Consider the following 24,507-nt stretch of genomic DNA (forward strand, 5'->3'; position numbering starts at 1 on the left):
GCCTGCCCAAGACCCGCTCCGGCAAGATCATGCGCCGCATCCTGCGCAAGATCGCGGAAAACGACTACGGCGCACTCGGCGACACATCCACACTCGCAGAACCAGCCGTCGTCGACGACCTCATCGAAAACAGAATGAACAGGGGGGCCTGACCGATGGACGGCGCACAGACCCCGAACACCTCCCCCGTTCTGATCCTGCTCGGCCCCCCGGGGGCCGGCAAGGGCACGCAGGCCCGGATGCTCGAAGAGCAGTTCGGCTTCGTCCAGCTCAGCACCGGCGACCTCCTGCGCGCAGCAGTCGCCGCGGGCACCGAGGCCGGCCAGCACGCCAGGTCGGTGATGGAAGCGGGCGAGCTTGTCTCGGACGAGATCGTCATCGCCATCCTGCGCGACCGCATGGCCCAGCCCGACTGCGCGAAGGGCGTCATCCTCGACGGCTTCCCGCGCACCGCCGTGCAGGCGGAGGCGCTCGACCGGCTGCTGGAGGAGACCGGCCAGAAGATCGACGCCGCCGTCAGCCTCGAGGTCGACGACGCCGCGATGGTGACCCGCATCTCCGGCCGCTACACCTGCGGCGGCTGCGGCGAGGGCTACCACGACAGCTTCAAGCAGCCGAAGGCCACAGGCACCTGCGACAAGTGCGGCGGGACGGAGTTCAAACGCCGCGCCGACGACAACGCCGAGACGGTGGCCAGCCGTCTGGACGCCTACCACGCCCAGACCGCGCCGCTCATTGCCTACTACAAGGCCCAGGGTGCGCTGATCGGCATCGATGCCATGGGCGAAATCGACGACATCGCGCGCAAGATGACCGCGATCGTGAAGACGGCCACGGCCTGACAGCCACGGCCAGCCCTGCGGCCCGGGCGGCCGCGGGGACGCGCAGACCCGCGCATAAAGAGAGGAGCGTCCAAGGGGCCGTCAGGCCCCGCGGGCGAGGACAACTGGGAAGGAGGACCCGCAACATGGCGGACCATACCACAAATTCGGCCGCGCAGGCTGAGGCTGGCAAGAGCTACTGGCAAGCCAACCTGCGCCTCATCATCATCTGCCTCGTCATCTGGGCGCTGTGCAGCTTCGGTTTCGGCATCCTGCTGCGCCCGCTGCTGTCCGGCATCGCCGTGGGCGGCACCGACCTGGGCTTCTGGTTTGCCCAGCAGGGGTCGATCCTGGTCTTCCTGGCGCTGATCTTCTTCTACGCCTGGCGGATGAACAAGCTCGATAAAGAATTCGGCGTGGACGAGGAATAAGAGCCATGGATCAGTTTACCATCAACCTGCTGTTCGTGGGCGCGTCCTTCGCGCTCTACATCGGCATCGCGATCTGGGCCCGTGCGGGCTCCACATCGGAATTCTACGCCGCAGGCCGAGGCGTTCACCCGGTCACCAACGGCATGGCCACCGCGGCGGACTGGATGTCCGCGGCGTCGTTCCTGTCGATGGCGGGCCTTATCGCCTTCACCGGCTACGACAACTCCGCCTTCCTGATGGGCTGGACCGGCGGCTACGTGCTGCTTGCCCTGCTGCTCGCGCCCTACCTGCGCAAGTTCGGCAAGTTCACCGTGTCCGAGTTCATCGGCGACCGCTTCTACTCGCCGACCGCGCGCCTTGTCGCGGTGCTCTGCCTGATCATCGCCTCCATCACCTACGTGATCGGCCAGATGACCGGCGTCGGCGTGGCCTTCGGCCGCTTCCTCGAAGTCGACACCACCACCGGCCTCTTGATCGGCGCGGTGATCGTGTTCGCCTACGCGGTGTTCGGCGGCATGAAGGGCGTGACCTACACGCAGGTCGCGCAGTACGTCGTGCTGATCCTCGCCTACACCATCCCGGCGATCTTCATCTCGCTGCAGTTGACCGGCAACCCGATCCCGGCGCTCGGCCTCTTCGGCTCGACCGCGGACGGCACGCCGCTGCTGACGACGCTGGACCAGATCGTCACCGACCTGGGCTTCAACCAGTACACGGCGCACAACGGCGACACGCTCAACATGGTGCTCTTCACCCTGTCGCTGATGATCGGCACCGCCGGTCTGCCGCACGTCATCATGCGGTTCTTCACCGTGCCGAAGGTCTCTGACGCACGCTGGTCGGCGGGCTGGGCCCTGGTCTTCATCGCGCTGCTGTACCTGACGGCCCCGGCCGTGGGCGCAATGGCCCGCCTGAACATCACCCAGCAGTTCTGGCCCGAAGGCACCGCGGCGCAGGCCGTGAGCATCGAGCAGATCGAGAACGACCCCGAGTACGACTGGATGGCCACCTGGCAGCAGACCGGCATGCTCGGCTGGGAAGACAAGAACGGCGACGGCCGCATCCAGTACTACAACGACAAGTCGCCCGACATGCAGGAACGGGCCACCGCAGAAGGCTGGACCGGCAACGAGCTGACCAACTTCAACAACGACATCCTGGTTCTTGCGAACCCGGAAATCGCCAACCTGCCCGGCTGGGTCATCGGCCTCATCGCCGCCGGCGGTCTCGCCGCCGCGCTCTCGACCGCGGCCGGTCTCCTGCTCGCCATCTCCTCGGCCGTCAGCCACGACCTCATGAAGGGCCAGCTGACCCCGAACATCTCGGAGAAGGGCGAACTGATGGCGGCCCGCGTCGCCATGGCCGTGTCCATCGCCGTCGCCACCTGGCTCGGTCTCAACCCCCCGGGCTTCGCGGCACAGACGGTGGCGCTTGCCTTCGGCCTCGCCGCGGCGTCGATCTTCCCGGTCCTGATGATGGGCATCTTCTCGAAGGTGAACAACAAGGGCGCGGTGGCCGGCATGCTGGCGGGCCTGATCGTGACCCTCGTCTACATCTTCCTGCACAAGGGCTGGTTCTTCATCCCCGACACCAACAGCTACACCGACGCGGCGCCGCTGTTCATCGGGATCAAGTCCACCTCCTTCGGTGCGGTGGGTGCGCTCATCAACTTCGCGGTGGCCTTCACCGTGTCGTCGATGACCAAGCCGATCCCGCGCGAGATCGAGGAACTGGTTGAATCGGTCCGCATCCCGCGCGGTGCAGGTACCGCGGTCGACGGCCACTGAGGCCAGCGACCAGACCGACAGGCAACGGCCGGATCCGCCCCCGCGGGTCCGGCCTTTTTCGACCGCCCTGCCCCGCCTTGCTGACCACGCAGCGCGCAGGCCGGGCCGCGGCGGCCCCGAAAAGACCCGACCGGGCGCGACGTCCCTTCCCTTTCCGCAAGGCCCCGCGCTATGCCGGGCACACGTTCTTGGCAAAGGACCCGTGATGCCGATCGACAAAGACGCCCTGCGCAGGTTCCTGACCTCGGTCCACCCCTACGACGCGCTTGCGCCCGAGGTGCTCGAGGAGCTGCTGCCCGCCTTCCGTCCGCAGAGCATCGCCGCGGACCAGCCGGTCTACGAACTCGACGCCCCGCTCGAGGGGCTCTACCTGATCCATTCCGGCGGCGTCGCCGTGCGCGACCGCAACGACGTGCAGATCTCCGCGCTGGGGCCGCGCAACTCCTTCGGCGAACGCGGCCTGACCCGCGACGGCCGCGCCGTGACCTCCGCCCGCACGACCGAGGACTCGCTCCTGCTGGTCCTGCCCCGCCCCGACTTCCTGCGCCTCGTCGAAACCCAGCCCGCCGTGGCAAAGTTCTTCGACCGGGGCCGCGCCGCCAAGCCCCGGCGCGCCGACCTCGCCACCAGCCGGGTCGAGACGCTGATGGCCACCCGCACCCTCACCTGCCCGCCCGAAACGACCGTCCGCGAGGCGGCCCGCATGATGGACGAGCGCCACGTCTCCTCGATCTGCATCACCGAGGACGGCATGCTGCGCGGCATCGCCACCGTCCGCGACCTCTCGGGCAAGGTGGTGGGCGGCGGCCTGCCGCTCGACACGCCCGTGACCCGGGTGATGACCGCAGCACCCGTGACGCTGCCGCCCTCTGCCATCGGCTCCGACGTGCTGCACATGATGATGGAGCGGCGCATCGGCCACGTGCCGATCACCGAGGGGCCGCGCCTCGTCGGCATGGTCACCCAGACCGACCTGACCCGCTTCCAGGCGATGACCTCAGCCGAGCTGGTGTCCGAGATCGCGCAGGCCGGTGACGTGCAGGCCATGGCCCGCGTCACCGCCCGCATCCCGCAACTGCTGGTGCAGCTCGTCGCGGGCGGCAACCGGCACGAGGTCACGACCCGGCTGATCACCGACATCGCCGACACCGCCACCCGGCGGCTCCTGACGCTGGCAGAGGCTAGGCTGGGCCGCCCCCCGGTTCCCTACCTCTGGGCCGCCTGCGGCAGCCAGGGCCGGCAGGAGCAGACCGGCGTCTCGGATCAGGACAACGTGCTGATCCTCTCGGACGACTTCACCGAGGACATGCGCCCCTATTTCACCGCGCTGGCACAGGAGGTCACCACCGGCCTCGACGCCTGCGGCTACGTCTTCTGCCCGGGCGAGATGATGGCCTCCGCCCCGCGCTGGTGCCAGCCGCTCGCCACCTGGCGCGGCTATTTCCGCAACTGGATCAACAGGCCAAACCCCGAGGCGCAGATGCTCGCCTCCGTCATGTTCGACCTGCGCGCCATCGGCGGCGACCCCGCCCTGCTCGACGCGCTGCAGCACGACACCCTGCGCGAAGCCTCGAAGAACTCGATCTTCGTGGCCCACATGGTGTCGAACTCCCTCAAACACACGCCGCCGCTGGGCCTCCTGCGCGGCTTCGCCACGATCCGCTCGGGCGAATACAAGAACCGCATCGACCTGAAGCATTCCGGCGTGGTGCCGGTGGTGGACCTCGGGCGCGTCTACGCCCTTCAGGGACGGCTGGCCATGGCCAACACCCGCGCCCGGCTGGAGGCGGCGGTCGCCGCGGGCGTGCTCAGCCAGAGCGGCGGGCAGGACCTGATCGACGCCTACGACCTGATCGCCGAGACGCGGCTGGAACATCAGGCCCGGCAGGCCAAGGCCGGCGAAGCCCCGGACAACTACCTCGCGCCCTCCAGCCTCTCCGACTTTGAGCGAAGTCATTTGCGCAACGCCTTCGTCGTGGTGAAGTCGCTGCAATCGGCCCTGGGACACGGTAAGGGTATGCTGGGGTGAGCGGCGGTGCGGCGCAGCCGATGAAAGGTCCTGTGGACCTTTCAAGCCGCGAACGGGCGAAGCCCCGGGCAGGCGGCGGTGCGGCGCAGCCGATGAAAGGCCCCGTGGACCTTTCAAGCCGCGAACGGGCGAAGCCCCGGGCAGGCGGCGGTGCGGCGCAGCCGATGAAAGGTTCTGTGGACCTTTCAAGCCGCGAACGGGCGGAGCCCCGGGCGGAGCCCCGGGCGGACGGCGGTGCGGCGCAGAAGGTGAAGGTTCCGGTGGCCGCGCAGGCCGCGGACAGGCAGGGACACGCGACGGCATGGGCGCGTCGGTCGCCCCCCGCGCGGCGCCCCAAGGCGGCCCCGCGGGGTTGAAGGACAAGGGGCAAGGCCCGGACCCGTCCGGCGCACACCCCGTGAAGGAGGAGAGACGATGTTCCTGGAATTACTGGCCGTGATCTTCGCGGGTTTCGCCGGGGCCGGTGCCATGCTGCTGCTGACGCGGGTCACGCGGCTGCCGAAATGGCTGATACCCGTTGGCGCGGGCGCGGCGATGCTGGCGGCGACGATCTCCTCCGAATACAGCTGGTACGGGCGTATGGCAGGCAACCTCCCCGAGGGACTGACCGTGGCGCAATCCGTCACCTCCAGCGCGCCGTGGCGGCCATGGACCTACGTGGTGCCGATGACCGACCGCTTCGTCGCGGTCGAGACCGGGCGCCTGAGGCCCAACATGGAAACCCCGCAGACCTTCCTGACAAAGCTCTACTTCTTCGGCCGCTGGAAACCCGTCACCATCGTCGACATCATGATCGACTGCGACGCCGGACGCCGCGCCGACCCGGCCCTCGGCGACGACTCGCCCCCGGTCTGGCGCGACGTCGGCGCCGACGACCCGATCGTGAAGACCGTCTGCGAGGCGGCGTGACATGTTCTCCGGCCTCAGCCTCCGACTGCGGATCTTCCTGTTCTTCTGCCTGATCGCGCTCGGCGGCACGGCGCTGGCGGGCGCGGCGCTGTGGTTCGGCTACACACGGGCGCAGAGCACGGATGACGCCAACGGCTTCACCCTCGCCGCGATCCTCATCGCCTTCGGGTTCACCGCGCTCTGCGCCGGGATCTGGCTGCTGTTCGACGAGAACGTGGCAAAGCCCATCGAACGCCTCTCCGCCGAACTCCGCGCCCGGGCGCATGCCGGGATCGCCACCCGCGTCGATGCCGACGCCGCGCGCTATCTGGGCGACCTCGGCCCCGCCGCCTCGGCGCTCAGCTCCCAGCTCTCCGCCAGCACGCTGGCCAGCGCCGACCGCATCGCAGCCGAAACCGCGCGGCTCGAATCCGAGAAGGCCCGCCTGACCGCGCTGCTGACCGAGATCCCCGTCGCCACGATCCTCGTCGGCAGCGCCGACCAGATCGTGCTCTACGACGGGCAGGCCGCCGAGGTGCTGGCCTCGCAGGGCATCCCCCGGCTGAACGCGCCCGTCACCGACTACTTCGACGGCGGGGCGCTCAAGGGACTGCGCAGGCAGATGAACAAGACCGGGCGCGAGGTCACGGCCACCCTGCCCGGCCACGACGGCGCGCAAAGCTACGACGCCAGGCTGCGCCCGATGGACGGCGGCGGCTACATCATCCTCGTGGATGCCTCGCACCTCGACCTCCCGCCCGAGGCCGCCCGCCCCCTGACCTACGACTTCGCCCTGCTCGACCAGGCGTCCGGCGCGCTCGACGCCATGCCGCTCGGACGGCTGACCTACACGGTGTTCGACACCGAAACGACGGGCCTCCTGCCCCACAAGGACGAGATCGTGCAGATCGGCGCGGTGCGCATGGTCAACGGACGCATCGTGCCGGGCGAGCGCATGGACCAGCTCGTCAACCCGGGCCGCCCGATCCCGCCCGCCTCCTCGAAGGTGCACGGCGTGACCGATGCAATGGTCGCCACGGCCCCGGGCATCGCCGAGGCCGGGCGCCGCTTCCACACCTTCGCCCGGGACAGCGTGATCGTGGCACACAACGCGCCGTTCGACATGGCCTTCCTGCACCGCCACAAGGCACGCATGGGCGTGGAATGGACCCACCCGATCCTCGACACGGTGCTGCTGTCGGCGATCCTCTTCGGCGCGTCGCAGACCCACACCCTCGACGCGCTCTGCGACCGCCTGGCCGTGACCATCCCGCCGGACCTGCGCCACACCGCACTGGGCGACGCCCACGCCACGGCAGAGGTCTTCAGCCGCATGCTCCCCATGCTGGAGGCGCGCGGCATGGCAACGCTCTCGGACGTCCTCGCGGAAACGAAACGCCACGGCCGCCTGCTCGAAGACATGAACTGAGTGACCACTGCCGCCCCCTTGCCCGAACGGCACGCGGCCTGACAATCTCGGCGAAGTCAGGTATTTTTGCCAAGATGAAGGACAAGGCACGCGCTCCCCTTCATCTTGGTCATAAATACCTGAAAAGGCAGGGCCTCCACGCCCTCGCGCCCTCTCTGTCCGGCGAACGCTTCACGGCCAAAGCCCCCATCGCGCCCGAAGGGCGCGCCGGTCGCCTCGCGCCAGCGAGGCGAAACCCCTCAGGCGCGCCGCCACTCCGCCAGCGGCGTTCCGGTGGCCGCGCAGTCCTGCAGCACCGGCGACATCTTCCAAGCGACCGGGTCTTCCTCCGCCAGCGCTTTCAGCTTCGCCACGATCTCCGGCACGCCCCATTCGTCCGCATACCACATCAGCCCGCCGCGCCAGCGCGGGAAGCCGTAACCGAAGACCGTCACCAGGTCGATGTCGCGCGCCGAGGCCGCGATCCCCTCGCCCAGGATGTCCGCAGCCTCGTTGATCATCGCCAGCAGCAGCCGCTCGCGGATCTCGTCCGGTGCGTAGTCGACGCGCGCGATCCCGGCGAAATGCGCCTCTTCCAGCGCGAGGTCCGCCACGATCGGGTCCTCCACCTTGCCGCCGCCGCCCGGGTAGCGATACCAGCCCGCCCCGGTCTTGCGCCCCAGCTTGCCCAGTTCCACCATCCGGTCGGCGATGGGAATGTAGCGCCGCGCCGGGTCGCGCGTTGCGTCCTGCCGTCGCCGGTTGGCGTGGGCGATGTCCAGCCCCGACAGGTCCTGCGCCTCGTAAGGGCCCATGGCGTAACCGAAATCCACCATCGCCTCGTCGATCTCCCAGGGCGTGGAGCCGTCCATCAGCACCGTGTCCGCCGCCTCGCGGTAGCGTGCAAGGATGCGATTGCCGATGAAGCCGTCGCAGACCCCGGCCAGCACCGGCACCTTCCTCAGCGTCTTCGCCAGCTCAAAGCCCGTGGCCAGCGCCCTGTCCGAGGTCGCCTCCCCCTTCACGATCTCCAGCAGCTTCATGATGTGCGCGGGCGCGAAGAAGTGCAGCCCCACCACCCGCGACGGATCGTCCACCGACCGCGCGATCTCGTTGAGGTCGAGGTAGGAGGTGTTGCTCGCCAGCACCGCGTCAGGCGCCAGCGCCGCCTGCAACCGGCCGAAGACCTCGCGCTTGACCTCCATCGACTCGAAGGCCGCCTCGATCGCCAGCCCCGCGCCCGCCGCCGCCGCGTAATCCGATGTCACCGCCAGCCCCGCGCGGCGCTCCTCCGCGCCCGCCGCCGAGATCAGGCCGCGCTTCAGCGAGGCCTCGACGATTTTCCCGACGTTGGCCTCCGCCCGCGCCACCCCGTCGGCGTCGGTCTCCAGCAGGGTGACCCGCAGCCCGGCGTTCAGGCAGGCATAGGCGATCCCCGCGCCCATCGTGCCGCCGCCGACAACCGCCACGTGGCCGGTGTCGCCCGGCGCGGCGTCCAGCCCTTCCGGCGCCTTGGCCCCCCGTTCGGCAAAGAAGACATGCCGCAGCGCCCGCGCCTGGCTGTCGGCGCGCAGCGTCAGGAAGGCGGTGCGCTCCTCCGCCAGCCCCTCCGCCAGCGTCACCGCCGGGGTCGAGGCGATCAGCGCGATGGCCGTCAGCGGCGCCACCTGCTGCGGCATCTTCCGCGCCGCCTGCGCCTGCGCCGCCTCCACCGCCTCTGCGTCCATCTCCGGCGCGGGCAGGTCGCAGACCGGCGTGGCCAGCGCCAGCGTCCCCACGTCCAGCCCCAGGGCCACCGCCAGCGGGTCCTCCGCCAGCCCGTCGACCAGCCCAAGCGCCTCCGCCTTCTCCGCGCTGACCGGCTTGCCCGTGGGGATCATGTCCAGCGCCGCCGCCATGCCGATCAGCCGAGGCAGCCGCTGCGTCCCGCCCGACCCCGGCACCACGCCGAGCGTGACCTCCGGCAGACCGATCTGCACCCCCGGCGCCGCGATCCGGTAACGGCAGGCCAGCGCAAGCTCGCAGCCGCCCCCCAGCGCCACGCCGTTGATCGCCGCCACCCAGGGCACCTCGCAGGCCTCGATGCCCGCCACGATGTCGTTGAGGTGCGGCGCCACGGCGGGCGCGTCGAACTCCCGCGCGTCGCCGCCCGCGGCAAAGGCCCGGCCCGCGCCGGTCAGCACCACGCGGCTCAGCGCCTCTTCCGTCCCGGCCCGCTCCAGCGCCGCGGCCAGCCCCTCGCGCACCGCGAGGCCGATGGCGTTCACCGGCGGGTTGTCCAATGTCACGATCAGGGCCGTGCCCTCTCTGCGGCAGCTCACAGCCATCCGTCACTCCTTCCGCGGCAGCCCGTGCCACCTGTCAGTCCAGAAATCCCTCGTCCGCCAGCAGCGCCTTCATCGCCTCCAGGCTCTCGCCCAGGCCGGCGCCGCTGGTGTCGAGCTGCGCATGCGCCCGCTCGTACAGCACCTCGCGCGCCCGCAGGATGGTGCGCAGCTGCTGCATGGCCTCGGGCTGACCGGCCATCGGCCGCAGGTCGCCCTGCGCGCGCACCCGCGCCATGTGCTCCTCCGGCGAGGCCTTGACCCAGACCGTGTGGAACCGCTCCAGCACCCGCTCGTAGGTGGCGCTTTCCGCCACCAGCCCGCCCCCGACCGCCAGGATGATCCGCTCGTGGGCCGAGATCACGCCTTCCAGCGCCTCCGCCTCCAGCTCCCGGTAGCCTTCGGCCCCATAAAGCGCCATGATCTCCGCCACCGGCATCCCGCCGATCCGCGCGATCTCCGCGTTCAGCTCAAGGAACGGCACGCCCAGCGCCTCGCCTGCCAGCCGACCCAGCGTCGACTTGCCCGCGCCGCGCAGGCCCACAAGGCACACCCGTTGCGCCCGCGCGCCCTCCGGCGCCTGCGCCTCCAGCATGGCCAGCACGCGGGCCTGCATCCCCCGGTCGGCGCGGCGGAACAGCTCGGACATGCGCAGCACCTCGGACGACCACGGATCGTCCTCGCCCACCAGCCGCTCCACCGACAGGTCGAGCGCGCAGGCCACCTTGGTCAGAAGCCCGATGGAGATGTTGCCCTCGCCGGTCTCCAGCTGCGCGAGGTAGCGCGGCGAGACGCCCGACATCTCCGACAGCACGCGGCGCGGGATGTGACGTGCCTCGCGGGCGCGGCGGACGCGCTCGCCCACGCGCGCCAGCAGGGCCTCCACGGCCCGGTCCGCCTCCGCCCCGCGCGTCGCCATGTCCTGTGTCAGAGGCCCAGCCTTGCTCATCCCGTTCGCACCGTTATGAATTATAGTGCACACACTAGCCGCTTCGCCCGCGGTGGCAACGCCAAACCGGCCCCGCCGCACAGACGCGCCTCAGTCCAGATGCGCCTCCACAACCGCCCGGATATCCTCCGGCGGCGGCGCCTTGCGGAAGGTGGGCGCATCGATGAACACGCAGGTAAAGCGCCCCTCGAAACACAGGACATCGTCCTGCCGCCCCAGCACCTCGAAACTGACCGAGGTCTCGCCCAGCCGCACCGGGCGCACGGCACAGATCAGCCGGTGGCGCGGCGTGACCGGGCTGCGGAAATCGATGGTCATGTTGACGAACGGCGTGCCGACGCCGCGGTCCAGTTCCATCTGGAACCAGCCGTCCCCCAGCTTCTCCTCCCACCAGGCGTTGATCGCATCCAGCGCGAACCAGGGGATGCGCGCCGTGTAGGCGATGCGCGCCGGATCGCAGTCCCCCCATGTCACCCGGATCTCATGCTCGAACGGCTGACCCATACCCCACTCCTGCGATCATCGGCCAAAGGCCGGAAAAACCGCGACCCCGCCCCTGCTTCTTTGCTTCCGAAATACTCCGGGGGTGTGGGGGCTGGCCCCCACGCACGGCCCCGCCCGCTCAGTACGTCTCCACGTGATAGCGCCCCTCGTCGCGCATCGCGTCGCGCAGCGCCGTCCATTGCTGGCCGATGCTTTCGGCGATGTTGGTCAGCGCCTTCTCGACCCCATCCTCCATGCCGCGCAGACCGCAGATGTAGACATGGGTCTTCGGATCACCCAGCAGCTCCGCCACCCGGTCCTCCTCGGCGCGCATCCGGTCCTGCACGTATTCCTTCGCCTCCCCCTGGCGCGAATAGACAAGGTGCTGCTCCAGCAGCGCCTCCGGCACCTTCTTCAGCGGGCCGAAATAGGGCAGCGCGTCGGGCGTGCGCGCGCCGAAGAACATCACCATGCCCCCCGACCTGCCGCCCACCGTGCGCTGGCGCCGCATGGTGAAGGCGCGCATCGGCGCCGAGCCGGTGCCGGTGCAGATCATCAGAAGCCGCGCCTCCGGGTCGTCGGGCATCAGGAAGGTCGCGCCGAAGGGCCCCGTCACCCGCACCTCGTCGCCGACCTTCAGGTCGCACAGGTAGTTCGAGCAGAGCCCGCCCTTCTCCCGCTTCACCGTCAGCGAGACGTTGTTGTAGTTCGGCCGCTCGCCGTCGCGCGGGCTCGACACCGAGTAAAGCCGCGGCAGGAAGGGCTTGCCCTCCGCATCCGCGCCCGGCGGGACGATCCCGATGGACTGGCCCTCCAGCACCGGCATGGGCTGGCCGCCGAAGTCGAGGATGATGTGGCGCACGTCGTGCTCCGGGTCCTTGGTCAGCGGCACGATGCCCGTCACCTTCGCGGTCGCGGGCTTGCCCAGCGTATAGAGGTTCACCGTCGCCTTCGCCGCCGAGGCCGGCGCCTTCGCCTTGCCGCCCGCCCCCGAATGCGCCTCCGCCAGAAGCGCCGCCATCGCCTCGTCCAGCGCCTCGAGGCCGGTTTCCGCCTCGTCGGCGCCCAGGTCCTCCTGCTCCGGCAGTTCCATCCAGCCGAACTGCGCGTCCAGCGAATAGGGCTCGCGCACCACGCGCCACTCGTCGATGGACCCCGTGGGGCAGACCGGGATGCAGTCCATGCAGAAGTTGCACTTGTCCGGGTCCACCACGACGTTCTCGTCGTTGTGGGTGATCGCCTCGACCGGACAGGTCATCTCGCAGGTGTAGCAGCGGATGCAGATCTCCGGGTCGATCAGGTGCTGTTTCAGCGGCTTGTTCATCAATCCTCCCACGGGGTCCCGCGCCGGGGACACCTCTGTGACTCTCTGGGTGGGCAAGGGGCCAGGGCCGCGCTCAGTCGCGGCGCAGCACCGCCTCGGGGACCGAGAGCATCTCGATCAGCTGCGCACAAAGCCCGCGGCAGCCCGTGCAGCCGATGCACCCCGGGCATCCCCCCTGTCCGGCAAGGAACTCCTCGCCCAGTGCCGCCACGCGCGGTGCGTGGCCGATCTTGCGTTCCATCTGCATCCCAAGGCCCTCCCGACCCGTTTCAATGTCTCTCAGAACATCCCGTTGCCGTGCGCGGATGTCTCGGGCAGCACCTGCAGCACATCCCAGTGCTCCACGATCCGGCCCGCCGCGTCGAAACGGAAGATGTCGATGCCCGCGTATTCTTCGTCGGGCCAGACCTGGTGACAGTGCAGGACCACCAGGTCCCCCTCCGCCACCGTGCGCACGAATTCCACCCGCTTGCCGGGATACTCCCGGGCCATCCGCTCGAAGTAGGCGATGAACCCCTCCTTGCCGGAGGCGACATGCGGGTTGTGCTGGATGTACTCGGCACCCACGTAGGCCGCGACGGCCTCCCTCGGACGACACTGGTTGAACATCATGTCGTAGAAGGCCTTGGCACTGGCCGTGTTGGTCGCCGGGTCGCTCATCGCAGCCCTCTCCTGTCCTTCCGAAGGTCCGGGGCCACGCCGCGCGCGCCCCCGGACCCGGCCCGCGGCCTCAGGCCATGTGCAGCTTGACGTACTCGAAGTCGCCCGGCTTGTTGTCGATCCCGACCTTCGGCGGCGCGATCCACGAGGCGAACTGCCCCGGCTCGTAACACGGCTTCATCAGCGACTGGATGAAATCGCCGTCGGCCTTCGACGGCAGCCATTCGTCGCGGCGCTTCGCCCAGTCGTCCTCGGACAGGATGTTGCCCTCCGGATCGGCCTTGATCGCCGAGAAGATGCCGATCTGGCGGTGAAACGCCTCGTGCGGCAGGGTCAACTGGAAATCGATCCCGGCCTTCTCGATCGCCTTGTTCCAGCGGCCCACGCCGCCCGCCGCATCGCGCACGTAATCGTCGCGCAGACGCATGTTGATCGCGGTCAGCGCCGGCACCTCCTCGGCGACGATCAGACCGTCCTTGACGGTGCGCACCACGTAGGTGTCGCCCTTCAGCTGGTGGTCGTCGTCGATCCGGGTCTCCATGTAGCGGCCCTTGATCCCCGCGTTGAAGGCATTGGCGGCGTTGGTCGACACCTCCTGCCCGAAGAGGTCCAGCGACAGCGTGTAATGCAGGTTCAGCTTCTTCTGGATCGTCGGCAGGTCGATCACGCCCATCTCGCGGATCTTGTGGATGTCGTAGGGATCGGTGATCCCCGCCTTGTTCATCGCCTCGCAGGTCGCCTGGATCGTGCGGCCCACGCCGGTCTCGCCCACGAACATGTGGTGCGCTTCCTCGGTCAGCATGAAGCGGCAGGTGCGCGACAGCGGGTCGAAGCCCGACTGCGCCAAGCTCTCAAGCTGCATCTTGCCGTCACGGTCGGTGAAATAGGTGAACATGAAGAACGACAGCCAGTCCGGCGTCTCCTCGTTGAAGGCGCCCAGCATCCGCGGCGCCTCGTCCGACCCCGAAGAGCGGCGCAGCAGGTCGTCCGCCTCCTCGCGCCCGTCCTTGCCGAAATACTTGAACAGCAGGTAGACCATCGCCCAGAGGTGACGGCCCTCCTCCACGTTCACCTGGAAGAGGTTGCGCATGTCGTAAAGCGACGGCGCGGTAAGCCCCAGGAACCGCTGCTGTTCGACCGAGCCCGGCTCCGTGTCGCCCTGGATCACGATCAGGCGCTTGAGCATGTTGCGGTACTCGCCCGGCACCTCCTGCCACGCGGGCTGGCCCGCATGCTCGCCACAGGGAATGCGCCGGTCCTCGACCTGCGGCGCCAGAAGGACGCCCCAGCGGTACTCCGGCATCTTCACGTAATCGAACTTCGCCCAGCCCTTGGGATCGACCGACACGGCGGTCCGCAGGTAGACCATCGATTCCTGGAAGTTCTGCGGGATCAGGTCGTTCCACCAGTTGATGTAGCCCGGGTGCCAGCGCTCCAGCGCCTTCAGCACCTTCTTGTCACCGGAGAGCCCGACGTTGTTCGGAATCTGGGTGTCGTAGCTCACGTTGATCAGGTCAAGCATTCCAAGTCCTCCTCGGTGATGCAGAGTTTTCGTCGAAAACTCTGCCCCTCAAAGACTTTTCGTCCGAAAAGTCTTCTGCCTCGCGCCGTTACACGCGCTCCATGTTGTATTCGCCCCGCACGCCGGTGCCGTAGCGCTGCAGCGCCCCGTTCTCGCCCACGGCGTTCGGGCGGATGAAGATCCAGTTCTGCCAGGCGGTCAGGCGGCCGAAGATCCGGGTCTCCATGGTCTCCGGTCCTGCGAAGCGCAGGTTCGCCTCCATCCCCGTCATCGCGTCGGGGCTGAAGGACGCCCGCTCCTCGAGGAAGATGCGGATCTCGTCCTCCCAGTCGATGTCGTCGAGGATCATGGTGACAAGGCCGGCTTCCTCCGCCGCCTCGGCCTCCAGCGCCTCGCCCTTCGCTTCCGCGCAGACGCCCAGCGCATCATCGTCGTCGAGGAACCGGGTCTGCAGCCGCGTCAGCCCGTTCGCCATCGGCATCGGGCCGAAGTTGGCGTCCGACAGCGTGACGGTGGCGATGGGCCGGTTGTCGCCCTCGAACTCGTCTTCCATCATGTAGCTGCGGTCCACGGCCCAGAGCAGTTCGGCCAGCACACCCGCAAAGCACGACCCGTGCTCCACCAGCGCCACCATCGAGCGCGAGGTCACGTCGACCCGCTTCAGCACCCGTTTCCAGTACTGCAGCACCTCGTTGGCCAGCCAGTGCGCCTTGTCGGACATCAGCAGCGCCTCATGCGCCAGGAGCTTCTCCGGATCGCCCTGCGTCTTGAAGACCATCAGGCCCAGCTCCGGCTCGTTCAGCCGCAGGTGCAGGATCGCGTCGTCGAGTTCGCGCGCCGCCCGCAGCATCCAGGACTGGTCGCCCTCGGCCTCGAACGCCGCCATGTCGGCGGGCGCCTCGCCCTCCGGGCCCTTCACGGTGATCGTCACCGTGCGGCCCGCGCGGTTGGCCTGAACCTCCACGGTCGAATAGGTGACGGAACCGTCCTCGTGGAACGTCCGGTCCAGCGGCGTCAGCACGATGCCCTTGCCGACATCCTTCTTCTTCGAGGCCGCCGCGAATTCCTTCGCCCGCTCCTCCACCGTCGCGTCGAATTTCGAGTTGGGGATCACCTCGTCGACCAGCTTCCATTCCTGCGCCCGCTTGCCGCGCACCCCCTCCTCGGTCGAGCAGAACACATCCGCCCGGTCGCGGCGCACCTTGCGCTTGTCGGTCACCCGGGTCAGCCCGCCCGTCCCCGGCAGCACCGCCAGCAGCGGCACCTCCGGCAGCGACACGGAAGACGAGGAATCGTCGGTCAGCATGATGTGGTTGCAGGCCAGCGCCAGCTCGTAGCCGCCGCCCGCGCAGGCGCCCTTGACCGCCGCGATGTACTTCTGGCCGCTGTCCTCTTCCGCCGCCTCGAAGGTGTTGCGCGTCTCGTTGGTGAACTTGCAGAAGTTCACCTTGTGCGAATGCTTGGCCCCGCCCAGCATGCGGATGTTGGCGCCCGCGCAGAAGATCCGGTCCTTGTCGGACTTCATCACCACGACCTTGACCTCCGGGTGCTCGAACCGCATCCGCTGCACGATGTCCGCGAGCTCGATGTCGACGCCCAGGTCGTAGGAGTTCATCTTCAGCTGGTAGCCGTCGAACAGCCCGCCGTTCTCGTCGACATCCATGTGCAGGTGCGCCACCGGACCGTCGTAATGCACCTTCCAGTGCTTGTAGGCCGTGGGATCGACCTGGAAATCGATTCGCTTCGTCATCGCCGTATTCTCCTCCCGCGCTTGCTGGCACTATACCGCAAAAACCTGTGCCCTCAATGCTGTTTTCGCACTATAGTACCAAAATTATGACCATCCTCACGCGATTAATGCATTATAATTCACAAATCCCGCCATCACCCGGTGCCACGCCCATCACCGCCCCGCCGGCCCGCGCCCAGGCTTCGCGCATCAGGTCCCGCGCCATGCCCTCCAGCCGCTCTGCCGCCGCGTCGCGCCCCATCCGGCGCTTCAGCCGCGCGTTGGCCAGCTGGATGACACCCTGCACCATCAGCTTCTCCGCCGACTTCTCGGGCGCGGCCATCCAGACCGCCTCCCAGACCTCATGCGCCTCCCAGAAGGCCCCCTCCCGGTAGAACCGCAGCCCCTCACGCCAGGCGCGGCAGTCCGACAAGGGGACCGAGACCTCCTTCAAGGCGTCATAGGCACCGTCCGGCGGCCGCGGAGTCCGGCCCGGCACATAGGGCGTGAAGCTCACGCCAGCTCCGGCTCCGCCGCCTCGATCCGCGCAAGCCGCGCGCAGAACTCGGCCACCGCCTCCAGCACCGCCTCCGGCGCCTCCGCCTGCGGGGCGTGTTTCACCCCCGGCAGGATCACCGTGTCCACCGGCGCATAGGACCGGCTCTCGATCTCGCGGATCTGCGCCAGCGTGCCGTACTGGTCATCTGCCCCCTGTATCGCCAGGCAGGGCACCCGCCAGTAGTCGATCACCTCGCCCACGTGCCAGTCGCGGAACCCCGGCGCCAGCCAGGCGTCGTTCCAGCCGCGGAAGGTGGCCTCCGGGTCGTCGTGGTACTTCGCCATCTTCTCGCGCAGACCGCCCGAGGCAAAGGCCTCCTTCGCCTCCGCGATTGACGCCAGCCCCCCGGGTTCGGTGAAGAAATGCGGCGCCATCAGCACCAGCCCGCGCACCCGGAAATCCTCGACCGAGCCCGCGTATTCCGCGGCGATCGTCGCGCCATCGGAATGGCCCATCAGCACGCCGCGCCGGAAACCGATGGCATCCAGCACCTCCGGCAGCACATCGACCGCCTCCCGCGTCATGTAGTCGAGCGGGCGCGGCAGCTCCGCCGCCTCGGACCGGCCATAGCCCGCGCGCGACCAGACGAAGACACCCCAGCCGGTGGCCTTGGCCAGCCGTTCCGGGAAATCCCGCCACAACGCCAGCGACCCCAGCCCCTCGTGCAGCAGCACCAGCGTCGGCGCCTCATCCGGCCCCGGCCCGAAGCCTGCACATTCCAGCCGCTTGCCGCCTGCCCTGATCTCAACCGGCCAAGTCATGCCACGCCCTCCATGTCCTTCTTTGGCGCCGCCTGCGCCCTGAGTTTGAAGCGCTGGATCTTGCCGGTGGCGGTCTTCGGCAGGTCCTCCACCACCTCCACCCAGCGCGGATACTTCCACGCGCCGACCCGCGCCTTGACGAACTCCTTCAGCGCGCCGGTGACCGCGGCCGCATCCGCGCCCTCCTTCAGCACGACGAAGGCCTTGGGCTTTTCCAGATCGTCCTCGTCGCGCCACGGCACGACCGCCGCCTCCAGCACGCCGGGATGTGCCACCAGCGCCTGCTCCACCTCGAAGGGCGACACCCATATGCCCGACACCTTGAACATGTCGTCGGTGCGCCCGCAGTAGACAAAGCGCCCCTCCTCGGTGATCTCGTACTTGTCGCCGGTGCGCGTCCACTCGCCCTCGAAGGTCGCGCGGCTTTTCGACCGCTTGTTCCAGTATCCCTCCGCCGCAGAGGCCCCGCGCACCAGCAGCTCGCCCACGCCGCCGGGCAGGATCTGGTTGCCGTCCTCGTCGACGCAGCGCAATTCGTATCCCGGAACCGCCATGCCGGAGGTGCCGTAGACCACGTCGCCGGGCCGGTTCGACAGGAAGATGTGCAGCATCTCGGTCGACCCCACGCCGTCGAGGATATCCACCCCCCACAGCCGCAGCCAGGCGTTGCCCACTTCCGTCGGCAGCGCCTCGCCCGCCGAGATGCAGGCGCGCAGCCGGTGCTCCGGCACGCCGTGCTTTTCCAGCCAGTGCACCGTCGCGGCATAAAGCGTCGGCACCCCGCAGAAGATCGTGGGCTTCTCGTCGCGGATGATCTGCGCCGCCACGTCCGGCACCGGCCGCCCGTTGAACAGGATCGTCGTCGCGCCCACCGACATCGGAAAGGTCATGGCGTTGCCCAGCCCGTAGGCGAAGAAGATCTTGGCAACGGAAAACACCACGTCGTCCTCGCGGATGCCCAGCACCTGCGCGCCGTAGGTGTCCGCCGTGGCCTTCAGCGCGCCATGCACGTGGCGCACCCCCTTCGGCTGCCCGGTGGAGCCCGAGGAATAGAGCCAAAAGGCACATTCGTCCTCGCTCACCTGCGCCACCGGCGCGGCCTCCGCGCCCTCAAGGCAGCGTTCGTAGTTCAGGCACCCCTCGGGCGTGTCGTCACCGATCACCACCACGTGCCGCAGGTAGGGGTTCTCCGCCAGCACCGGCTTCACCGCGTCGTAAAGCTCACGCGAGACGAACAGGCAGACCGCGCGGCTGTCGCGCAGGATGAAGTCATAGGTCTCCGGCGTCAGCAGCGTGTTCAGCGCGATGGGGATCACATGGGCCTTGAGCGCGCCCCAGAAGATTTCCGGGTACTCGATCTGGTCCAGCACGAGGCAGGCCACCCGCTGCTCCGGCTGGATACCCGCCGCGCCCAGCGCCCCGGCCACGAGGTCCGAGCGTTCCGCCAGTTTTCCGTAGGTCAGGCTGCGTGTCTTCCCGGCTGCCTCGCGAAAGGCGACCTTGTCGGCACGGCCTTCGCTCAGGTGGCGGTCCACGAAATGCAGCGCCGCATTCTGATTTTCTGTCATGTTGTCCTCCCAGCGCCCGGGGATGCCCCCGGGTTCTCCCCTCAGATGGCCTCCGGGGTCCTCCTCCCAGAGTCGCTTGTGCGCTATATTGCCAAGATATTATCCGTGGGCAAACAAATATGGGTCGCGCAGATACGTTTTAGCAATATAATGCCAATAAGGGTCATGATTTCGGGATTTGTCGTCGCGGTCCGGCCGGGGCATATGCGCCGCCGCGCAGGGCGGGGTTTCACGACGCCCGCCCCCCGCCACCTGCCCGGCGCCAGCGGTTCGGCACAGAAGTTAAAACGGGCCCGTCCCGCGCAACACCGGCAACGGCCCGCCGGGCGCCAAAGGTTACCAACCGGCCGTTTCGGGGGGTCGAAACGGCCGGTTCGTCCCATAACGCGCCGGGGCCAATGGTTAAGATCCGTTCATCCGGTGTGGACGCGGCGCCGAGGCCCCACAACATGCGGTGGTCCTCCGGGCGCACGGCGGATTAACCCCTCCGCGCGGTCCCGGAACCCCGCAGGTTTCGTCAACGCAGGTTAACGCTTCAGATTCGCACCACGTGCCGGTCGGCATTGTCGTAAAGCCTTGAAACCAAAGCCTCTCTCCGTTTCTGCACCTTGCGGAAGTTGAGATTCCCCTTGGCCGTGACCTCGCCGTCGCCCATCGACGGAGGTTCGCTCATCACCAGCGCCCGCGTCACCCGCGTCGCCGACCCGTGCTCCCCCCGCGCCCGCAGCTTTTCCGCCACCGCCCCCGCCAGCCGCTCCGACCAGACCAGCGGCCCTTCGGGCACGCCCATGTCGAGCGCCGCGCGCGACGGGAAGATCAGCACGCCGATCTCGTTGCGGTCCGCACCGCACACCACAAGATCCTGCACCAGTGGACTGAGATCCTTCAACAATTCCAGCCGCAGGTTCGCGGCGCGCACCCATGTCCCGGTCAGCAGCTTGAAGTCCTCCGATATCCGCCCGTCGAACTTCATGCCCTTGTCCAGGTCGTCCGGATCGACGAACTTCATCGCGTCGCCCGTCAGGAAAAACCCTTCCTCGTCAAAGGCCTCCGCGGTCTTCTGCGGATCGTTCAGGTAGCCCGGCATGATGTTCGGCCCGCGCACCCGGATCTCGCAGCGCAGCTCGGCGTCCGGCAAGAGCTTCACCTCGACCCCGGTCATCGGCACGCCGACGATCCCGGAGCGTTCGGTCGGTTCATGCTGGATCAGGCAGGCCGGTCCGGTCTCCGTCAGCCCCCAGGAGGAGATCATCAGCGGCACTTCCCCCCGCACCTCGCGCGCCATGGTCTCGAGGTCGTCCCAGACGTCCTGCGGCAGCGACGCCCCCGCATAGAACACCATGTCCAGTTCCTCGAAATACCTCTGCCGCAGCTCCGCGTCCGCCTTCATCGCCCCGCACATCTGCGCAAAGCCCACCGGCACGTTGAAGGCCAGCGTTCCGCCGATCAAGCGGTTGTTTTCGATGCTCTTTCCGATCAGCGCAGGCGTCGGCTTGCCACCATCGACGTAAAGCGCGCCACCATTCGCCAGCATCATGTTGAAGTTGTGCGACCCGCCGAAGACATGGTTCCACGGCAGCCAGTCGACGATCCGCGGCGGCTTCTCTCCAAGGAACGGCAGGGCGTCGAGCAACTGCGCCTGGTTGGCACACATCATCCGCTGCGTCGTCACCACCGCCTTGGGATGCGAGGTCGAACCGGAGGTCATCAGGAACTTGGCCACGGTATCCGGGCCCACCTCCTGAGCCGCCGCGTCCACACCCACGTCCGAACCGCCCGTCATCGTCTCCAGCGCGGTCATGCCGGCACGTGCATTGCGCGACACAACCTTCTCGAGTCCCTCGAAAATCTCCAGCGCCAGCGCATCGCCGTAGCGTTCCCCGTCGTCGGCAAAGACCATCGCGGGCCGGACCACCTCGACGCAGTGCCGCAACTGGCCCCGCGCCTCCGGGATCAGCGCGTATTGCTCGGCCAGCGGCACCGTCGGAACCCCCACGTATTGCGCCGCAAGTGTCAGCAACCCGTGGTCCACGCCGTTGCCCGAAATCACCACGATCGGCGTCTCAGGCCCCATGCCGCGCGCCAGAAGCGCCGCCGCCAGCGCGCGCACCCGCTCCCGCGTCTCGGCATAACTCACCTCGCGCCAGCCCGCGCCGGACCGCTCCGCGATGAACACCCGCTCGGGGGCCTCGCGGGCCCAGCGGTCCACCCAGTCGCCGGTCCTTGCGGCAACCGGGCTCATCTCGTAGCCCGAGGTCAGCAGGATCGACCCGTCGGCCCGGTCCTCCCGCACGACCTTGTGCGCGCGATACGTCAAGTCCATGGCCTATCCCCTTGGAAAGATCAGCGCTGCGGCAACCGCACAGCGCCATCCAGACGGATGACGGAGCCGTTCAGGTAGGGGCTTTCGAGGATCTGACAGACAAGCTGCGCATATTCCGCCGGATCGCCCAGACGGTGCGGGAAGGGCACGTTCGCCACGATCCCGTCCACCGTCTCCTGCGGCAGCCCCTCCATCATCGGCGTGTTGAACAGGCCCGGCGCGATGGCCATGACGCGCACGCCCTGCTTCGCCATCTCGCGCGCCGCCGGCAGGCACATCGACGCGATGGCCCCCTTCGATGCCGAATAGGCCACCTGCCCGATCTGCCCGTCCTCGTAGGCGACGGACGCGGTGTTGACCACAACCCCGCGCTCGCCGCTCTCCAGCGGCTCCAGCGCCATCATCTCGCGCGCCGCATGGCTCATCACGTAGTAGGTGCCCATCAGGTTCACCCGGATCGTCTTCTCGAACAGGTCCGTCGACAGCGCGCCGTCACGCCCCACGACCCGGCCCGCCAGCCCGATCCCGGCGCAGGACACGGCGATCCGCGGCGCGCCCAGCCGCTGCTTGACCTCCGCCACCGCATCGGCAACCGACGCCTCGAGCCCCACATCCGTCTTGACCGCCATGCCGCCGATCTCGCGCGCCATGGCCGCGGCGCCGTCGCCGTCGAAATCGAGGATCCCGACCTTTGCGCCTTCTGCCGCCAGCCGCCGCGCCGTGGCGGCGCCCAGCCCGCTTGCTCCGCCGGTCACGATCGCAACCTGTCCCGAAATCTTCATAGGATGATCCTCCTTCGCAGCCCCGCTGCTTCACCTTGTCCAAATACCTCGGGGGGCGAGGACCTCCCGCGCAGCGGTGAAGCGCCGCATAGGCGCTTCAAGGGCCGAGCGGGGCAGAGCCCCTTCCCCGATGGCCATCCGCGTGCCCGGCCTGCCGGACGCGCGCGAAACCGTTTTGTCGTATCGCCCCGCCAGCCGCACGGGCCGACAGGACGTAGGGCGGAGTTTCACTCCGCCTGTCCTTTCCTCAGCCCGGCAGCAGGAACAGCGTGATCGCCGGGAAGGCCACCAGCAGCACCACCCGCACCAGGTCGGAGACCACGTAGTAAAGCACCGCCGAATAGGTCTTCACCATGGGGGTTTCCGGGCTCATCGCGTTGATGACGAAGAGGTTCATCCCCACCGGTGGCGTGATCAGACCGACCTCCACCACGATCAGCACGAGGATGCCGAACCAGATCGCCGTGTTCTCCGGCGACAGGCCGAAGTCCAGCGCCGAGATCACCGGGAAGAAGATCGGGATGGTCAGCAGGATCATCGACAGGCTGTCCATGAAGCAGCCGAGGATCAGGTAGACGATCAGGATCACCGCCAGCACCGCGATGGGCGAAAGGCCCAGCTCCACCACCCAGGACGACAGCTCCTGCGGCAGGCGCGTCCGGGCGAGGAAGGCATTGTAGAAGGCCGCCCCCAGCACGATGAAGAAGATCATCGCCGAAGACCGCGCCGTGTCGGTGAAACTCTCCAGCAGCGTGCGCCACGTCAGGCCCCTGTTAACCAGCGCAATGATACCCGTTCCAAGTGCACCGACGGCCGCGCCTTCGGTCGGGGTGAAGATGCCGCCGTAGATGCCGCCGACCACCGCGACGAAGACCAGCAGCACCGGCCAGACGTCGATCATCGCGCGGATGCGGTCGGACATGGGCTGCGGCTCGCGGACACCGGCGCTCTTGGGGTTCACGCGCACGTAGACGGAGACGGCGATCATGTAGCCGATGGCGGCCAGCACGCCCGGCACGAAGGCCGCGAGGAACAGCTTGGCGATGTTCTGCTCGGTCAGGATCGCGTAGATCACCAGCACGACCGAGGGCGGGATCAGGATGCCCAGCGTGCCGCCCGCGGCCAGCGTCGCGGTCGAAAAGCCGCCGTCGTAGCCGTAACGCTTCAGCTCCGGCAGGGCGACGCGGCTCATGGTGGCGGCGGTGGCCAGCGACGATCCGCAGATCGCGCCGAACCCAGCGCAGGCGCCGATGGCCGCCATGGCCACCCCGCCGCGCCGGTGCCCCAGCCAGGATTCCGCCGCCTTGAACAGCGCCTGGCTCATGCCGCCGAGGGTCGCGAAGTACCCCATCAGCAGGAACATCGGCACGATGGACAGCGAGTAGTTGGAGAAGGTCGAATAGGCCAGGTCCTTCAGCTGCGCCATCGGCAGCCGGGTGTTGCCCATCACCAGCCACATGCCCGCGAAGCCCGCCGAGAACATGGCCAGCCCGATCGGCACGCGCAGGAAGATCAGAAGCAGCAGCGCCGGGAAGGACCAGATGCCGATCTCGAGATTGCTCAATGGTCCGCTCCCACAGCGTTCGGGGCGATCACGCGCCCGGTCATAAGTTCGTAGATGCGCACAAACGCCATGTAGACGCCGATCACGGCTGTCACGACGGCCCCGGCAAGGCTGATGGCATAGGCCCACCAGACCGGGAACTGCAGCAGCAGCGTGGTCTGCCCGGAGGAGATCTTGCGCGCCATGCCCTGTTCGAGCTGCACGGCGATCACCACCAGCACCACGGCGAAGAGGATGGAGATCAGGACCTCAAGCACCCGGTTGGCGGTGCGCGGCAGGAAGTTGGTGAACACGTCGACGGAGGCATGCCCGCCCGTCACCGTGCAGAACGGCAGGAAGGCAAAGATGCAGAACGCCATGCCCGCCTCGACCAGTTCGAAGTCGCCGGGGATCGCGCCGATGCCCCAGTCGATCAGCCCCTGCGCCAGTCCCGGCAGGACCCCCGCGCTCGCCATCGCATGCAGCAGGGAGTTCCCCGCCCGGCCGATGATCGACAGGCAGGTGATCAGGATCAGTAGCGTCAGCAGCGCCCCGCCAAGAAGCGCCATCAGGCGTGCAAGGCCCAGGACGATGCGGTGCAGACCGGCCATCGCAG

General features: G+C 68.3%; 21 protein-coding genes. 6 read left to right on the top strand and 15 right to left on the bottom strand.

Going from position 1 to position 24,507, the window contains the following annotated elements; genetic code table 11:
* The first annotated feature begins 155 nt into the window (after positions 1-155).
* From ACU0DV_RS14975 to ACU0DV_RS15000, 6 genes are all read left to right on the top strand, one after another.
* Positions 156-842, top strand: a complete 687-nt coding sequence (locus ACU0DV_RS14975) for an adenylate kinase (RefSeq protein ID WP_446242526.1) — start codon at positions 156-158, stop codon at positions 840-842.
* A 125-nt stretch (positions 843-967) separates the two neighbouring features.
* The gene (locus ACU0DV_RS14980; protein WP_100930020.1) at positions 968-1,252 is read left to right on the top strand and encodes a DUF4212 domain-containing protein; all 285 of its coding nucleotides are present in this window, start codon (positions 968-970) and stop codon (positions 1,250-1,252) included.
* Positions 1,253-1,257: 5 nt separating this feature from the next.
* Positions 1,258-3,039, top strand: a complete 1,782-nt coding sequence (locus ACU0DV_RS14985) for a sodium:solute symporter family protein (protein WP_100930019.1) — start codon at positions 1,258-1,260, stop codon at positions 3,037-3,039.
* A 205-nt stretch (positions 3,040-3,244) separates the two neighbouring features.
* Positions 3,245-5,068, top strand: coding sequence for a DUF294 nucleotidyltransferase-like domain-containing protein (locus ACU0DV_RS14990; RefSeq protein ID WP_446242527.1), 1,824 nt, complete (start codon positions 3,245-3,247; stop codon positions 5,066-5,068).
* Positions 5,069-5,482: 414 nt separating this feature from the next.
* The gene (locus tag ACU0DV_RS14995) at positions 5,483-5,977 is read left to right on the top strand and encodes a hypothetical protein (RefSeq protein WP_370311151.1); all 495 of its coding nucleotides are present in this window, start codon (positions 5,483-5,485) and stop codon (positions 5,975-5,977) included.
* Position 5,978: 1 nt separating this feature from the next.
* Positions 5,979-7,385, top strand: coding sequence for an exonuclease domain-containing protein (locus ACU0DV_RS15000; protein WP_446242528.1), 1,407 nt, complete (start codon positions 5,979-5,981; stop codon positions 7,383-7,385).
* Between the two features lie 239 nt (positions 7,386-7,624).
* On the opposite strand, the gene ACU0DV_RS15005 is transcribed toward ACU0DV_RS15000, so the two are convergent.
* The 15 genes from ACU0DV_RS15005 to ACU0DV_RS15075 form a co-directional block, all read right to left on the bottom strand.
* Entirely contained in the window at positions 7,625-9,691 is a 2,067-nt protein-coding gene (locus ACU0DV_RS15005; protein ID WP_446242529.1) for a 3-hydroxyacyl-CoA dehydrogenase NAD-binding domain-containing protein, read from the bottom strand.
* Between the two features lie 34 nt (positions 9,692-9,725).
* Entirely contained in the window at positions 9,726-10,637 is a 912-nt protein-coding gene (locus ACU0DV_RS15010; protein WP_446242530.1) for a helix-turn-helix transcriptional regulator, read from the bottom strand.
* A gap of 90 nt (positions 10,638-10,727) precedes the next feature.
* A complete protein-coding gene (locus tag ACU0DV_RS15015) occupies positions 10,728-11,141 on the bottom strand; it encodes an acyl-CoA thioesterase (protein ID WP_446242531.1) in 414 nt (137 codons plus the stop codon).
* A 118-nt stretch (positions 11,142-11,259) separates the two neighbouring features.
* Positions 11,260-12,444 (bottom strand): benzoyl-CoA 2,3-epoxidase subunit BoxA, encoded by a 1,185-nt coding sequence (boxA, locus tag ACU0DV_RS15020; RefSeq protein ID WP_446242532.1) that lies wholly within the window; start codon positions 12,442-12,444, stop codon positions 11,260-11,262.
* 73 nt (positions 12,445-12,517) lie between these two features.
* Positions 12,518-12,691, bottom strand: coding sequence for a hypothetical protein (locus ACU0DV_RS15025; RefSeq protein ID WP_157815031.1), 174 nt, complete (start codon positions 12,689-12,691; stop codon positions 12,518-12,520).
* Between the two features lie 32 nt (positions 12,692-12,723).
* Positions 12,724-13,104 carry a nuclear transport factor 2 family protein gene (locus tag ACU0DV_RS15030; RefSeq protein WP_100930011.1) on the bottom strand — a complete coding sequence of 127 codons (381 nt, stop codon included), beginning with the start codon at positions 13,102-13,104 and terminating at the stop codon, positions 12,724-12,726.
* Positions 13,105-13,174: 70 nt separating this feature from the next.
* A complete protein-coding gene (gene boxB, locus ACU0DV_RS15035; protein ID WP_283980576.1) occupies positions 13,175-14,626 on the bottom strand; it encodes a benzoyl-CoA 2,3-epoxidase subunit BoxB in 1,452 nt (483 codons plus the stop codon).
* Between the two features lie 88 nt (positions 14,627-14,714).
* Positions 14,715-16,376: a 2,3-epoxybenzoyl-CoA dihydrolase gene (gene boxC / locus ACU0DV_RS15040; RefSeq protein ID WP_446242533.1), complete on the bottom strand. Its 1,662-nt coding sequence runs from the start codon at positions 16,374-16,376 to the stop codon at positions 14,715-14,717.
* Positions 16,377-16,488: 112 nt separating this feature from the next.
* Positions 16,489-16,872: a DUF309 domain-containing protein gene (locus ACU0DV_RS15045; RefSeq protein WP_446242534.1), complete on the bottom strand. Its 384-nt coding sequence runs from the start codon at positions 16,870-16,872 to the stop codon at positions 16,489-16,491.
* Complete coding sequence (locus ACU0DV_RS15050) at positions 16,869-17,675, bottom strand: alpha/beta fold hydrolase (RefSeq protein WP_370311142.1); 807 nt, start codon at positions 17,673-17,675, stop codon at positions 16,869-16,871. Before ACU0DV_RS15050 ends, ACU0DV_RS15045 begins: the two co-directional genes overlap by 4 nt.
* Positions 17,672-19,243, bottom strand: a complete 1,572-nt coding sequence (locus ACU0DV_RS15055) for a benzoate-CoA ligase family protein (protein ID WP_446242535.1) — start codon at positions 19,241-19,243, stop codon at positions 17,672-17,674. Before ACU0DV_RS15055 ends, ACU0DV_RS15050 begins: the two co-directional genes overlap by 4 nt.
* A gap of 535 nt (positions 19,244-19,778) precedes the next feature.
* The gene (locus ACU0DV_RS15060) at positions 19,779-21,566 is read right to left on the bottom strand and encodes a feruloyl-CoA synthase (RefSeq protein WP_446242536.1); all 1,788 of its coding nucleotides are present in this window, start codon (positions 21,564-21,566) and stop codon (positions 19,779-19,781) included.
* A 20-nt stretch (positions 21,567-21,586) separates the two neighbouring features.
* Positions 21,587-22,348: an SDR family NAD(P)-dependent oxidoreductase gene (locus ACU0DV_RS15065; protein WP_100930004.1), complete on the bottom strand. Its 762-nt coding sequence runs from the start codon at positions 22,346-22,348 to the stop codon at positions 21,587-21,589.
* Positions 22,349-22,595: 247 nt separating this feature from the next.
* Positions 22,596-23,912: a TRAP transporter large permease gene (locus ACU0DV_RS15070; protein WP_100930003.1), complete on the bottom strand. Its 1,317-nt coding sequence runs from the start codon at positions 23,910-23,912 to the stop codon at positions 22,596-22,598.
* Positions 23,909-24,502: a TRAP transporter small permease gene (locus ACU0DV_RS15075; protein ID WP_283980581.1), complete on the bottom strand. Its 594-nt coding sequence runs from the start codon at positions 24,500-24,502 to the stop codon at positions 23,909-23,911. The genes ACU0DV_RS15070 and ACU0DV_RS15075 overlap by 4 nt, the downstream gene beginning before the upstream one ends.
* Positions 24,503-24,507: the final 5 nt, after the last annotated feature.

The organism is Sagittula sp., from assembly GCF_052825245.1.